The 13,212-nt window shown below is 69.5% G+C and carries 16 protein-coding genes and 1 pseudogene; 6 read left to right on the forward strand and 11 right to left on the reverse strand.

Annotation, left to right across the window (positions count from 1 at the left end):
* Window positions 1-320: 320 nt before the first annotated feature.
* From L0P92_RS34705 to L0P92_RS34720, 4 genes are all read right to left on the reverse strand, one after another.
* Window positions 321-2,393, reverse strand: coding sequence for a pectinesterase family protein (locus tag L0P92_RS34705; protein ID WP_234767032.1), 2,073 nt, complete (start codon window positions 2,391-2,393; stop codon window positions 321-323).
* 96 nt (window positions 2,394-2,489) lie between these two features.
* Window positions 2,490-3,347, reverse strand: coding sequence for a hypothetical protein (locus L0P92_RS34710; protein WP_234767033.1), 858 nt, complete (start codon window positions 3,345-3,347; stop codon window positions 2,490-2,492).
* Between the two features lie 138 nt (window positions 3,348-3,485).
* Window positions 3,486-3,815 (reverse strand): hypothetical protein, encoded by a 330-nt coding sequence (locus tag L0P92_RS34715; RefSeq protein ID WP_234767034.1) that lies wholly within the window; start codon window positions 3,813-3,815, stop codon window positions 3,486-3,488.
* Window positions 3,812-4,057 (reverse strand): hypothetical protein, encoded by a 246-nt coding sequence (locus L0P92_RS34720; protein ID WP_234767035.1) that lies wholly within the window; start codon window positions 4,055-4,057, stop codon window positions 3,812-3,814. Before L0P92_RS34720 ends, L0P92_RS34715 begins: the two co-directional genes overlap by 4 nt.
* Before the next feature lie 189 nt (window positions 4,058-4,246).
* Here L0P92_RS34720 and L0P92_RS34725 point away from each other — a divergent pair, with 189 nt between their 5' ends.
* Genes L0P92_RS34725 through L0P92_RS34735 form a run of 3 tightly spaced genes read left to right on the forward strand, consistent with a single transcriptional unit; the run spans window position 4,247 to window position 5,459 of the window.
* Window positions 4,247-5,071 (forward strand): helix-turn-helix domain-containing protein, encoded by an 825-nt coding sequence (locus tag L0P92_RS34725; RefSeq protein ID WP_234767036.1) that lies wholly within the window; start codon window positions 4,247-4,249, stop codon window positions 5,069-5,071.
* Entirely contained in the window at window positions 5,068-5,274 is a 207-nt protein-coding gene (locus L0P92_RS34730) for a DUF397 domain-containing protein (protein ID WP_234767037.1), read from the forward strand. Before L0P92_RS34725 ends, L0P92_RS34730 begins: the two co-directional genes overlap by 4 nt.
* A complete protein-coding gene (locus tag L0P92_RS34735; protein WP_234767038.1) occupies window positions 5,271-5,459 on the forward strand; it encodes a DUF397 domain-containing protein in 189 nt (62 codons plus the stop codon). Before L0P92_RS34730 ends, L0P92_RS34735 begins: the two co-directional genes overlap by 4 nt.
* Here the strand turns inward: L0P92_RS34735 and L0P92_RS34740 are convergent.
* The 7 genes from L0P92_RS34740 to L0P92_RS34770 all read right to left on the reverse strand — a co-directional run bounded on the left by L0P92_RS34740 (window position 5,449) and on the right by L0P92_RS34770 (window position 11,601).
* The gene (locus L0P92_RS34740; RefSeq protein WP_234767039.1) at window positions 5,449-5,847 is read right to left on the reverse strand and encodes a hypothetical protein; all 399 of its coding nucleotides are present in this window, start codon (window positions 5,845-5,847) and stop codon (window positions 5,449-5,451) included. The genes L0P92_RS34735 and L0P92_RS34740 overlap by 11 nt on opposite strands.
* Window positions 5,848-5,950: 103 nt before the next feature.
* Window positions 5,951-7,402 carry a HAMP domain-containing sensor histidine kinase gene (locus L0P92_RS34745; RefSeq protein WP_234767040.1) on the reverse strand — a complete coding sequence of 484 codons (1,452 nt, stop codon included), beginning with the start codon at window positions 7,400-7,402 and terminating at the stop codon, window positions 5,951-5,953.
* A complete protein-coding gene (locus L0P92_RS34750) occupies window positions 7,399-8,136 on the reverse strand; it encodes a response regulator transcription factor (RefSeq protein WP_234767041.1) in 738 nt (245 codons plus the stop codon). Before L0P92_RS34750 ends, L0P92_RS34745 begins: the two co-directional genes overlap by 4 nt.
* Window positions 8,137-8,251: 115 nt before the next feature.
* Window positions 8,252-8,446 carry a hypothetical protein gene (locus L0P92_RS34755; RefSeq protein ID WP_234767042.1) on the reverse strand — a complete coding sequence of 65 codons (195 nt, stop codon included), beginning with the start codon at window positions 8,444-8,446 and terminating at the stop codon, window positions 8,252-8,254.
* A 37-nt stretch (window positions 8,447-8,483) separates the two neighbouring features.
* Window positions 8,484-9,503, reverse strand: a complete 1,020-nt coding sequence (locus tag L0P92_RS34760; protein ID WP_234767043.1) for a S1C family serine protease — start codon at window positions 9,501-9,503, stop codon at window positions 8,484-8,486.
* A gap of 178 nt (window positions 9,504-9,681) precedes the next feature.
* Window positions 9,682-10,704 carry a LacI family DNA-binding transcriptional regulator gene (locus L0P92_RS34765; RefSeq protein WP_234767044.1) on the reverse strand — a complete coding sequence of 341 codons (1,023 nt, stop codon included), beginning with the start codon at window positions 10,702-10,704 and terminating at the stop codon, window positions 9,682-9,684.
* 117 nt (window positions 10,705-10,821) lie between these two features.
* Complete coding sequence (locus tag L0P92_RS34770) at window positions 10,822-11,601, reverse strand: winged helix-turn-helix transcriptional regulator (protein ID WP_234767045.1); 780 nt, start codon at window positions 11,599-11,601, stop codon at window positions 10,822-10,824.
* A gap of 182 nt (window positions 11,602-11,783) precedes the next feature.
* Here L0P92_RS34770 and L0P92_RS34775 point away from each other — a divergent pair, with 182 nt between their 5' ends.
* The 3 genes and pseudogenes from L0P92_RS34775 to L0P92_RS34785 form a co-directional block, all read left to right on the forward strand.
* A complete protein-coding gene (locus tag L0P92_RS34775; protein ID WP_234767046.1) occupies window positions 11,784-12,689 on the forward strand; it encodes an alpha/beta hydrolase in 906 nt (301 codons plus the stop codon).
* A gap of 37 nt (window positions 12,690-12,726) precedes the next feature.
* Entirely contained in the window at window positions 12,727-12,981 is a 255-nt protein-coding gene (locus L0P92_RS34780) for a MoaD/ThiS family protein (protein ID WP_030052141.1), read from the forward strand.
* A gap of 2 nt (window positions 12,982-12,983) precedes the next feature.
* Window positions 12,984-13,212 (forward strand): annotated as a pseudogene (locus L0P92_RS34785) (hypothetical protein); the annotation flags it as partial.

The raw sequence follows: 13,212 nt of genomic DNA on the forward strand, positions 1-13,212 counted from the left end.
CACCGGGACCGCGGCGCCGAGGGCGGCGGTGGCCCCCAGCGCCGCGGTCCCGGTGAGCCCGAACCGCAGGAGTGCGCGGCGGGCGGGCGAGGGAAGGGCGGACCGCTTGTGGGCGGACGCGGTCGGCTGGACGCCAACGGCTCTTTCAGAATTCACGGGGTGGAACGTACGCCCGAAATTCGAACCGGAATTTCACCTTGCGGAATCATGGACGAGCGCGGGAGATCAATGAGCGATCGATTGACTTCTCTTGACGATCCCCCGCGTCCGTCTTGACGTTGAACGGGCGAGCGGCGGCCCGGCAGGGCCCGGGAAGGGGCTCAGGAAGCCGTCGGCGTCCAGTCGCCCAGCCAGTCCGCGACCTCCTGCCCGGCGGCCTGCGCGTCGGTCAGATGCGGGCGGTCACCGCTCGCGCCGCCGGCCCCCGCGCCCGTGTTCTTGTACTCGGCGAACCGGTCGTCCTTCCAGGAGAAGCCGCTCATGTCGGTCCAGGGCGTGGACTTGACCGCCGCGCTGAGGGTCGTGTTGCGGACCGTCGTCTGGGGGTCGAGGCTCGCGTCGCCGCCCGCGTGCCAGGGGCGGCCCAGATAGAAGCTGGACGCGGAGACGTCTCCGTTCACGGCCGAGTTGGCGATCAGGATGCCCTTGCGGTTCGCGGCCGTGCTGGGGGCGGTGACATAGCCGGCCGAGGTGCCGTCCCAGCGCTTCTTCAGCGTGATGACGGACCGGTCGATCACGGCCGAGGCCCGGCCGAAGATGAAGTCGACGTTGCCTGTGACGTAGGAGTTCTTGACGTAGACCCGGCCGAGCCTGTCCTTCGCGGCCGTGTCCAGCAGCAGGGTGTCCTGGTCGCCCTCGGTGATGATCCCGTCCAGGAACACCTTGTCGGCGGCGGTACGCAGGGCCACCGCCTGATGCCCGTTCAGGTTCTGGTTCGCCCTCTCGTCGAAGTCGTTGGAGATCGTCAGGTTGCGGGCCTGGAAGTCGTCGGCCTCGACGGCGACGGTGGCGCTGCCCCCGGTGCCGTAGGTGCCGCCGCCCGGCTTCGGTGTACCGGACGCGTTGTTGTAGACGATGACGGTGTCCTTACGGCTGCCGCCGGTGCCCTGGATGGTGACGTGCGGCTTGTTGGACGGGACCTTCACGGTCTCCCGGTACGTCCCGGGCTTGACGGCGATCACGACCCGCGAGGCGTTGTTCGCCGGTACGGCGTTCACGGCCGCCTGCACGGTCGAGTACTGCCCGCTGCCGTCCTTGGCGACGGTGAGGGTGGTGGCGGCCGCGGCCTTGGCCGTGGCGGTGGTGCCGATGGAACCGCGCGGCCCCGCACCCGACTTGAGCAGCGCGGGCACGTCGGCAGTCCTGTCGAGCGTGTAGCCGTAGAAGCTCTTCGGGTCGAAGGCCGTACCACCGCTCTCGTTGCGCCCGCTGGTGCCGACGAACGTGTTGCCCTTCTGCACCAGGGTGGCCGTGCTGTCCTTGGTGACGGGGTTGTTCATGCCCTGGAAGTAGGAGTTCTCCAGGACCATCTTGGTCTTGCCGCGCGAGTAGTTGCCGTACGAGGACTTGATGTCCGTGCCGGCCACGTCCTCCAGGAAGTTGTTGTAGAGGTGGGCGTGGGCGGCGTTGTCGGTGGACGGGTTGCGCTGCTCGGTCTCGCGGATCCAGTTGTGGTGGATCGTGATGTCCGTCTTGACGTGCTCGGTCCAGCCGATGCCGAAGGTCTTGTTGTTCTGGCTCAGCTTGTTCCAGGACACGGTGACGTTCGTGGTGTCCTTGCGGACGTCGATCAGGCCGTCGGCCATGTGCCGCAGGTCGTTGTGGTCGATCCACACATGGTGGGCGCCGTCCATCTGGATCGCGTCGAAGTCATGATCCTTGTCGTTCCAGATGCCCTGGTACGCGTCCCGGATGGTCAGGTTCCGGATGATGACGTTGTGGACCCCTTGGCCGAGGAAGAAGCCGCCGCCGACGATGTGCCCGGCCGTCCCGGCCCCGACGATGGTCTTGTCCGACTGGACCTTGATCTCCTTGCCGACCGGGTTCATGGTGATGGTCCCGGCGACGACGATGACGTACGGCTCGGCGGCGGTGGCGTACTTCTCCAGGTCGGCCTGCGTCCTGACGGTGACGATCTGCCCGTCGCGACCCCCGTAAGTGCCGTTCTGCCCGAGGGAGTTGACCGAGGCGAACCCGTCGGCCGTGGCCGTGGCCCAGGCTGGGGCGGCGGCGGTCGCCGCGACCGCCCGCTGCTGGGCGTCGGAGCCGAGGAGGCCGAGGTCGGTACCGTAGGCGAGGGTGCCGGCGGCGGTCAGGGCGAGGGGGACCCCGACCGCGAGGGCCTTGCGGCTTCTGCGGTGCCGGGGCCGGTCCTTGCTGTGCTGCTCACTCATGCGGCGATCCGTTCCGTGCGGGGGGATGATCCGGGGACCAGTCGCCGCCCCGCACGGAAAGGTTGCCGCCTTCGAGCGCCCTGCGCGCCTACTCGCCTACTTGGTGCAGGAGTTGGGGTCCAGCTTCTCCTCGATCTTGTCCTCGCGGCCGTCGGGCTGGCCGTTGGGCAGGAGCTTGTCGGAGACGCCGTCGATGTAGTAGCCGTACGAGTAGATCGTCTTCCAGCTCGCGTCCCGGCCGCGCCAGGTGTGGGTCGTGACGTCGCCGTCGCCCTTGTTCCACTCGTAGTCCTCGACGTAGAAGACCGGGTTCACGCGGACCACGCGCTGATACGGCGTCCAGGTCACGGCGACCTGACGGCACGGCGGGATGGTCTTCTCGCTGCGGGTCTCGAACTTGGACTCCTTCTCCCAGCCCCACTCGTACCCGGCGCTGCCGCCGACGCTGCCCGAGAAGATGCTCTTGGCGAGGGAGAGGCTGATGGTGCCGCCGACGCTCTTCTTCGCGAACGTCTTCGTGCTGTAGCTGCTGACGAACGTCTCCTTGTCGTCCGCCGAGCCCCGGTTGCCGATCCACCGGGACGTGCGGACGGGCTCGCCCTTGAAGGACCAGGTCGAGGCCTCGGCGTACCCGCACCAGCCGCGGAACAGCTCCCACGGCCCGGCGGGCTTCCACAGCCCGAACACGTCCCGCAGATACTCGTCCCGTGTCTTGAACTCGCCGGTGTCGACGTTGAGGGCGCCGTAGACGCCGGTCAGGCTGCTCTCCTGGTTGCAGAGCCGCTCGATCATCAGGTCGGTGTCACCGGGGTCGACGCCCCGGACGTTCTGCGCCCCGCCGGGGCCGGCCGCCTGCGCGGAACCGGCGCCCGCCAGCACGCCGGATATGGCGAGGGCTGCGGAGGCGATGCTCAGGGCGCTCTTCTTGAGCGTCGATTTGCGAATGAGTCGCATGGGGGTTGGCTCACTCCTGTGGTGTCTGCGCGGATGCGAGGGCATCTGCGTGTGCGCCAGGAAGATTGCAGAGAACTCACGGGTAGGGTCGGGATCAGGTGAGGATGACAGGACATCGACAGCTGAGAGGGGTTTCTGTCACCGCCTGTCCGTTTCCGATTCACGTGAGCAACTGGGCGGAGCCGTCCACGACGTGCGCTCCCCGCGGCTGACCGCGATGCGGAGTACGTCCTCTAGGGACTCGGTGGCGCGGGTGAGCGCGAAGCGTACGGCGCGCTCGCCGGCCTTGGTGTCCGCGAGGACGGCCTTGGCGCCGACGAGTACCTGTTCGCCCGAGTCCATCTGCGCCGCCTCCATGTCGTCGGCGAGCCGGGAGAGCCTGCTGTGGTCGCAGTCGGCGCTGAGGTAGCAGGGTTTGCCGTCGGGGGTGGTCCAGGGCAGGAGGCGGAGTTCATCGGGGGCGCTCATACGAAGACCTCCGCTTCGTCGGTGCGGCGCGGGACGGCGTTGGTGCCGTAGGCGGCGGCCCAGTGGATCCGGCGTTGCTGCAGGATCCGTTCGCGCTCGCAGCGGCAGGGTGGGGCGGGCAACGGCCGTGTGATGAGCGGGGGTTGGGGCGGGGCGGCTCGATGTCGACCTCGGCTGGGAAGCAGTACACGTACGAGTGCGATCAGTAGCGGTTTCATGAGTCCGGCGGTACGTTCGCGCATGTCGGCGCTCCTTGGGGTTTTACGCGTCGGCCACGCCCCCGGGCCGACTGCAATCGGCCGCGGGGGTTTTGGCATGCCAGGGGTCTGACGAGCGGTGATTACCGTTCGTGGCTCGATCGTCACAGGTTCGGCGTACGCTGCGGAAGAGGTTTGGTGTTGTCTGGCGCGCAGACAACGGTGAGGGGTGACGTGGGCGAGAAGGTTGACGCGGAGCCGGTTTCCGGGCGGGCGATGCTGGGGCAGACGTTGAGGGTTCTGCGGGAGAAGGCCGGGAAGTCACTGGGGCAGCTAGCTGATGAAACCGGCTATGAGAAGAGCTACTTGAGTCGCCTGGAGTCTGGCGAGCGGCTGTCCAAGGTGACGGTCATGGAGGATCTGGACGGGTACTACGGCAGCGGTGACCTGCTGTTAAGCCACTGGAAGGCAGCTCGGCTGGACGCGTTCAAGGACAGGCACAAGGAGTACATGGCGCTGGAGGCGACGGCGCGGATCATGTGGGTGTTCTCGCCGGGGATTCCGGGGCTTCTCCAGACCGAGGAATTCGCTCGGGGGGTGTTGTCTGGGGCTCAGACAACGGCTGACGGAGACGAGGCCATCGAAGAGCAAGTGGCGGCTCGGCTCGGGCGCCAGTACCTGCTGAGGCAGAAGCCGGAGCCGGAAGTCCGGATCATCATGGACGAGTTTGCGCTCCGACGTCCTGCTGCCAGGGGCAAGATCTGGCGCGACCAGCTGCTTCATCTGGAGGCCGCCGCTTTGTGGCCCAACATGACGCTCCAGGTACTGCCGTTCTCGGCAGGAGCGCACCACCATATGGTCGGGTCCTTGACGCTGCTCTGGCAGAGAGAGGGAAGTGCCGTTGCCTATAAGGAAGGCAACGGTTGCAGCCGGTTGATCGAGGATCAGGACGAAGTTCTGCGGCAGCGATTGTCCTACGATCGGCTTCGCGACCTGGCGCTGTCCCCGTCGGACTCGCTGGCGTTCATCAGGGACGTACTGGAGGAGCACAGATCATGACGCGCACCCCCGACCTCACCACCGCCGTGTGGCGCAAGTCGTCCTACAGCGAAGGGGGAGCCAACGACTGCGTCGAGGTCGCCGACGGCCACCCCGGCATAGTCCCGGTCCGGGACAGCAAGGTCCCGGACGGCGGCGTCCTGGTCTTCGGCGCCTCCTCCTGGACCGCTTTCGTGCTCGGCGTGAGGGGCGCCCCCGCGTGACCCCCGACCTCACCACCGCCGTGTGGCGCAAGTCGTCCTACAGCGACGGGGGAGCCAGCAACTGCGTCGAGGTCGCCGAAGGCCACGGCATCGTCCCGGTCCGGGACAGCAAAACCCCGGACGGTCGGCCGCTCGTCTTCGGCGCTGCCCCCTGGGCGTTCTTCCTGGCCGCCCTCAAGAACTAGCGGTGCGGTTCTGGCGGCTCAAATGGACGGCGTGGAAGAGCGTGCCGACCGCTGCTGCGCCGCTCAGCAGGGAGCCGAAGGCCGTGATCAGTGAGCCGGGGCCGTCGCCGCCGGAGCCCCCGGGTACCGCGACGACGGTCTGGGTCACGACGGTCACCGGGGTCGCGCTCTGGCCGGGGTCACCGGGATCGCTCGGTTCTCCGACCGGTGGCTCGGACGTCTCCGGTGGGCTCGTGGTGTACCAACTGGTCGACGCGTTCCCCCGCCCGTGCGGCTCGTCGTCGGAACCCGATGCCAGCGCCAGGACGAGGAGCGAGACCGCACCGCCCGTGAACACGACGCCCAGGATGGCCCACAGGGCGATTTTCGATCGCGAGTTCTTCAACATGCCTCCCCCTCGCCTCAAGCGTAGGGGCAAACGGCCAGGAAGTGGATCTCCATTCCCAGCCGCTTCGGACAAGCAACTCTCCTGAGCAAACCCGGCGTTGAAGCTAGGCCTCCTGCGGCTCGCCAGGCGGCGGCGTCGGCGCCCCCGGCAGCCGCACCGTCGCCACCGTGCCGCCGCCCTCCGCCCGCGCCAGCGTCACCTGACCACCCGCCTGCTGGACCGTACGCGCCACGATCGACAGGCCCAGCCCCGAGCCCGGCAGCGCACGCGCGCTGGGGGAGCGCCAGAAGCGGTCGAAGACGTGGGGGAGTTCGTCGGCGGGGATGCCGGGACCGTGGTCGCGGACGGTCAGGACGCCGTTGTGCAGGGCGACCTCGATCGTGCTGCCCTCGGGGCTGAACTTCACCGCGTTGTCGAGGACGTTGACCACCGCGCGCTCCAGCGCCGCCGGTTCCGCTCGGACGTACCAGGGCTGGAGGTCGGCCGTGATCGTCAGCTCCGGGCCACGGAGGCGGGCGCGGCGCAGGGCCGACTCGACGGTGTCCTCCAGGGAGATCACCTGGACGCGTTCGCCGCGCTGGCTCTCCGAACGGGACAGTTCCTGCAAGTCGCCGATCAGCGCCGCCAGTTCGGTCATCTGGGCCTTCACCGAGGCGAGGAGGGCCTTGCGGTCGGCCTCGGGGATCGGGCGGCCCGTCTCCTCGCTGCGAGTGAGGAGTTCGATGTTGGTGCGCAGGGAGGTGAGGGGGGTGCGGAGTTCGTGGCCGGCGTCGGCGATGAGCTGCTGCTGCAGCTCGCGGGAGCTGGCCAGGGCCGACGTCATGGAGTTGAACGACCGGGAGAGCCGGGCCACCTCGTCCTCGGAGTCGTCCTCGACCGGGATGCGGATGTTCAGGTCCTCGGTACGGGCGACGTGTTCCACGGCGTCGGTGAGCTTGTCGACGGGACGCAGGCCCGCCCGGGCGACCGCGAGGCCGGCGGCGCCCGCGCCGATGACTCCTACGCCGGAGACGAGGAGGAGGATCAGGGCGAGGTCGTTGAGGGTGGACTTGGTGCCCTCCAGCGATACCGCGATGGTGATGGCGACGTAGGTCTGTTCACCCGTGCCGGCGTTCTGGGCGGGCTGCGGCACGGTCATCACGCGCACCGGCGTACCGTCGTCCGCCGTGCCGTTGCGGATGATGCCCCGGCTGGACATCCCGTTCTTGATCACGTCCTTGTCCGCCTGCGTGACCTTGACCGCGCCGATGGAGTCCTCGGTGACACAGGCGGTCCCGTCCGCCTTGACGACCTGGGAGTACAGGTTCCGGAAGGGTTTCGTGGTCTGCGGGGACTGAGTGCAGTTGGTGAGCGCGTTCTGCATCTCGACCCACTGCCCCGGCTTCATCCGCGCCTGCTCCAGGTCGTCGTTCACCTGGTCGTACAGCCGTCCCTGCACAATGAACCAACACGTCACCGAAACCGCCGCCACCGCGAACGCCACCGCCGCCGCCACCAGCAGCGCCAGCCGCGACCGGATCGGCAGTGACCGGAAGCGGCGTAGAACCCTGTTCACTCCGCTCCACCCTGCCGCAGCACATACCCCACACCCCGCACCGTGTGCACGAGCCGCGGCTCGCCGCCCGCCTCGGTCTTGCGGCGCAGGTACATGACGTACACGTCCAGGGAGTTCGACGACGGCTCGAAGTCGAAGCCCCAGACCGCCTTGAGGATCTGCTCACGCGTCAGCACCTGGCGCGGATGCGCCATGAACATCTCCAGCAGCGTGAACTCCGTACGGGTCAGCTCCACCGGCCGCCCGCCCCGCGTGACCTCCCGTGTCGCGAGGTCCATGCGCAGGTCGGCGAAGGTCAGCGCCTCGTCGTCCCGCACCGCGCCCGCACCGGCCGCCGCCGCGTACGAGCTGCGCCGCAGCAGCGCGCGGACCCGGGCGAAGAGCTCGTCGAGTTCGAAGGGCTTGACCAGGTAGTCGTCGGCGCCCGCGTCGAGGCCCGTCACACGGTCGCCGACCGTGTCGCGGGCGGTCAGCATGAGGATCGGCGTCGTGTCACCGGCGCCACGGATGCGCCGGGCGGCGGTGAGACCGTCCATGCGGGGCATCTGGATGTCGAGGACCACCAGGTCGGGCCGGTAGGCGGTCGCCTTCTCCAGGGCGTCGGCGCCGTCGACCGCGACCTCGGTGTCGTACCCCTCGAAGGCGAGGCTGCGCTGGAGTGCTTCACGCACCGCGGGCTCGTCGTCGACGATCAGGATGCGCTGGGGGTCACGGTCGCCATCGGCGGGGCTCATGGGCTCGGGATCCTCGGGTGCGGTGGGACAGGGGGCTGAGCGGCTGAACGCCTTCAGCCTCGCATGATTCTCGGCTCTCTCGGCTCTCTCGGTCTTCTCGGCTCCTCGCGGCCGCTCAGGCCGCCCGCCGTGCCGTACGGCGACGGCTGCGGGCCGCGGCGGTCCGGCGTCCCGCGGCGCGGCGGACGGTCGCCAGCTCGGGCGCCCGGTCCGGGCCCGTGGGCGCGTGCAGGGCGCCGGCGACGGCCAGGGCGAGGGCGATGTCGGCCGCGCCGACACCGGTCACGGTGTGCTCAACCTGCTGGATCACGACGTACTCCTTCACCTGCTGCGGGGGACGGCCGGCGCTAGCTCTGCGAACCCGACCGGAGCTTGGCCAGGTCGGACTTGACGGTGTTGATCGGGATGGCGAAGCCGAGGCCCACGCTGCCCGCGTCGGACGAACCCGAGCCGGCGGCCGAGTACATCGCGGAGTTGATGCCGATGATGTTGCCGTTCATGTCGATCAGCGCGCCGCCGGAGTTCCCGGGGTTCAGGGACGCGTCCGTCTGGATCGCCTTGTACGTCGTCGTCGACGACCCGGTGTCACCGTTGAACTGCTGGCCGCCGAACTCGAACGGCCAACCGCCGCCGCCCTGCTGCTGTTGCTGCTGGCCCTGGCTCTCGTCCGTCGAGACGGTCACGTCACGGTTGAGCGCGGACACGATGCCGCTGGTGACGGTGCCGGTCAGGCCCTCGGGGGAGCCGATCGCCACGACCTCGTCGCCGACCTGGACGCCGGAGGAGTCGCCGAGCGTGGCCACCGTCAGCCCGGAGGCGTTCTGGAGCTTGATCAGCGCGAGGTCCTTGCTGCTGTCGGTGCCGACGACCTCGGCGGTGTACTCCTTGCCGTCGCTGGTGGTCACCTTGACCGAGGAGGCTCCGGAGACGACGTGGTTGTTGGTGACGATCTCGCCGTCACTGGTGATGATCACGCCGGAGCCGGTGGAGGAACCGGCGTTGGACTGGGCGTTGATCTCGACGATGCTCGGGCTGACCGCCTTGGCGACCCCGGAGACCGTGCCCTTCTGGCTGGAGGGGATCACGTTGGTGCTGGTGGAGCTGGCGGCGGCGACGGTGTCGTTGCCGGTCAGCTCCTGTATGCCGTACGCCGTGCCGCCCCCGATCGCGGCGGCGACGATCGCCACGGCCGCGATGAGAGCGACGGGACCACGGGGCCGCCGCGCCCTCGGCCGGGCCACGGGTTCGGCGAGAAGAGCGGTCGGTGCCGTCGGCTGGTGCGCGGGCGGGGGCGGCCACTCCGGGTTCACGGGAGCGCCCTGGTACGGGTTGTCGTATTCGCCGCTGCGGCGGAAGCTCTCGGTCATGGCAACGAGCTTGTCGCCCCACCATGAGAGCTCCCTGAGTGCTCCCTGAGAAGCCCACCAGAACCCCGTATGCCCGATATAAAGAGCCGACGGTTCTGCAACCCCCTAGGGGCGCGGGGAACTGCGCGACCAGCCACATGCGGCCCGCACCCGCAAGACTCCAGAACCCCCCGAGCTCTCAGGCGCAACCACAAGACCGTCGGACGACAAGCCGCGACGGAAACACCTTCAACCGCTCCCGCCGAGACCCCGCAACCCGCAACCCGTCATCCAGCACCAGATCCACCGCGGCCCGAGCCATGGCCGACCGATCCGAGGCAACCGTCGTCAGCGGCGGATCCGCCAACGCCGCCTCCTTGATGTCGTCGAACCCGGCGACAGCCAACTCCCCCGGCACATCGATCCGCAGCTCCCGAGCCGCCCGCAGCACACCGATGGCCTGGTCGTCGGTCGAACAGAAGATCGCGGGCGGCCGCCGCGGCCCGGACAGGATCTCCAGCGCTATGCGATACGCGTCGTAGCGGTTGTACGGCGCCTCGAACAGCCGCCCCTCGGTGGAGACGCCGGCCTCGGCCATCGCCCGCCGCCAGCCCTCGACGTGGTCGGAGACCGGGTCGCCGACCGTCGGGGTTTCCGCGATACCGCCCACACAGGCCACGTACTCGTAGCCGTGCTCCAGCAGATGGCGTACGGCGAGCTGCGCGCCGCCCAGGTCGTCGGTGACGACGGCGACGTCGTCGATGGCCTCGGGCCGCTCGTGCAACAGCACCACCCGGGCGTCCCAGGCCTCGATCTCGGCGGCGGCCAGGTCGTTCAGGGCGTGCGAGACGAGGATGAGCCCCGAGACGCGCATGCCGAGGAACGCCCGCAGATAGTGGACCTCGCGCTCGCCGACGTAGTCGGAGTTGCCGACGAGGACCATCTTCCCGCGCTCGGCGGCGGCCCACTCGACCGCGTGGGCCATCTCGCCGAAGAAGGGCTGCCGGGCGTCCGGGACGATCAGGCCTATGAGGTCCGTGCGCCGCGAGGCCATCGCCTGGGCCACCCGGTCGGGCCGGTACCCCAGTTCCTTGATCGCGGCGAGGACACGCTCGCGCGTGGCCGGGGCGACCGGCCGGGGTCCGTTGTTGATGACGTAACTGACGACGGCAGTGGAAGTCCCTGCCAGCCGCGCCACGTCATCCCGAGTCACCTTGGCCACGCGCGGAGTCTACGCGGATGGACCTGCTCTGGGCAGGGCGTGAAGGCGCTTGCCTGGCGCCGGGCCGTCACTCTCCCGGACGCACACCACGCCCCGCGCGCCCTGCCCGGGCGCCCGCTACGCGTCGGCACGGACCTCGGCGCCGTCCAGAGCGGCCGTCTCGTCCGCATCCGCCGATTTTGCCCGGTCAGCCTTGGCCTTGGCTTCGTCGGCGGCGCGCTCGACCTTCTCGGGAGTAACGAATCGATAACCGACGTTCCGGACGGTTCCGATGAGCGACTCGTGCTCGGGGCCGAGCTTGGCGCGCAGCCGTCGTACGTGGACGTCGACCGTACGGGTGCCGCCGAAGTAGTCGTAGCCCCAGACCTCCTGGAGCAGCTGCGCGCGCGTGAAGACGCGGCCCGGGTGCTGGGCGAGGTACTTCAGGAGCTCGAACTCCTTGAAGGTGAGGTCGAGGACCCGGCCCTTGAGCTTGGCGCTGTACGTCGCCTCGTCCACCGACAGGTCGCCGTTGCGGATCTCCATGGGGGAGTCGTCGCTGACGATCTGCTGACGGCCCATGGCGAGCCGCAGTCGCGCCTCGACCTCGGCCGGACCGGCGGTGTCGAGCAGGACGTCGTCGATGCCCCAGTCGGCGGTGACGGCGGCGAGGCCGCCCTCGGTGACGACGAGGACCAGCGGACAGCCGGGGCCGGTGGAGCGCAGGAGCTGGCACAGGCTGCGGACCTGCGGGAGGTCGCGGCGGCCGTCGATCAGGATGACATCGGCACCCGGGGTGTCGACGAGTGCCGGGCCCTCCGCCGGAGCCACGCGCACGTTGTGCAGCAGCAGGCCAAGTGCGGGGAGCACCTCCGTCGACGGCTGGAGGGCATTGGTCAGGAGCAGCAGAGAACTCATACGTCTGGTTCCTCCTCGGTCCCTGCGAGGACGTGTGCGGTACGGAACTGCTCTGCGATCCCGAAAGGCCCCATACACGAGCGTTCGCCTGAGGTTTCCCGCGCCGTATACAACGCTTCCGAAAGCACAAAAGGACCCGGGGGCTACGCTGCCCGAGTCCTCTGCCCAGCAGAATAGCCGACATGAGCAACGGTCCGGCAGGTCATGTGGCACGATCCACGGTTCGTCCACACTCTGAGACAACCAGACGTACACCTTTGCGGACGTTTCTGCACACCGACGACGGCGTGACCATCGATTCCGTATACGACCCGGCCTCGGTCGTATACGACTCCTCGCGTCCACCTGCCGGTGACCCGGTGTTCGTCGTCGCCCACGGCTTCACGGGCGATGTGGACCGGCCACATGTACGAAGGGTGGTGGAGGCCCTCACCCGGTACGGGGCCGTCGTCACCTTCTCCTTCCGCGGGCACGGCGCCTCCGGTGGCCGTTCGACGGTCGGGGACCGCGAGGTGCTCGACCTGGCGGCCGCGGTGCGCTGGGCCCGCGAACTCGGGCACACCCGCGTGACGACCGTCGGCTTCTCCATGGGCGGCTCGGTGGTGCTGCGGCACGCGGCGCTGTACCGGGCTGACGGGGAGGGGCTTGAGGGACTTGAGGGGCGCGCGGGGGCGCATACGGACGCGGTGGTCTCGGTGAGCGCGCCGGCCCGCTGGTACTACCGGGGCACGGCTCCCATGCGGAAGCTCCACTGGCTGGTGACCCGGCCCGAGGGCCGTCTGGTCGGCCGCTACGGATTCCGTACCCGCATCCACCACCGGGTGGGGGCACCTCCCACGAAGTGGGGGAGGAACCCGGTGCCGCTCTCCCCCGTGGAGGCGGTCCCCCGGATCGCGCCCGCCCCGCTGCTGATCGTGCACGGCGACCGCGACGGCTACTTCCCCCTCGACCACCCCCGCATGCTGGCCGAGGCGGCCGGTGACCACGGGGAACTCTGGCTGGAGCCCGGCATGGGCCACGCCGAGCACGCGGCCGGCGACGAACTGCTGGCCCGCATCGGGGACTGGGCCGGCGCACAGGGCGGCTAGCCTGACGGAGTACACAGCCGAACGACAGAGGAACCGCATGCCCAAGGTCACGGTGCGCTACTGGGCCGCCGCCAAGGCCGCGGCCGGGATCGCCGAGGAGCCGTTCGACGCGGCCACGCTCGCCGAGGCGCTCGACGCCGCCCGCGAGCGACACCCCGGTGAACTGGTGCGCGTCCTGCAGCGATGCTCCTTCCTCGTCGACGGTGACCCCGTGGGCACCCGCGAACATGAGACGGTACGGCTGGCCGACGGCGGCACGGTCGAGGTGCTCCCGCCGTTCGCAGGAGGGTGACGATGACCGACCAGCCGTATCAGGGGTACGACGGGTACGACCCGTACCAGCAGCCCGCGCCGCCGCAGGGGTGGCCGGGGCAGCAGGCGTACGACGACCAGCAGGCCGCCCAGCAGCACACGCAGCAGTGGCAGGGCCAGACCTGGGAGACCCAGGTGCAGCCGCCGGTGCCGCCGGCTTCGGCCGCGGAGACGGCGTATCTGCCGTCGCAGGGGGCGGGTGTGCCGGGGG

This window comes from Streptomyces muensis, from assembly GCF_021474425.1.
In the GTDB taxonomy this organism is placed as follows: domain Bacteria; phylum Actinomycetota; class Actinomycetes; order Streptomycetales; family Streptomycetaceae; genus Streptomyces; species Streptomyces muensis.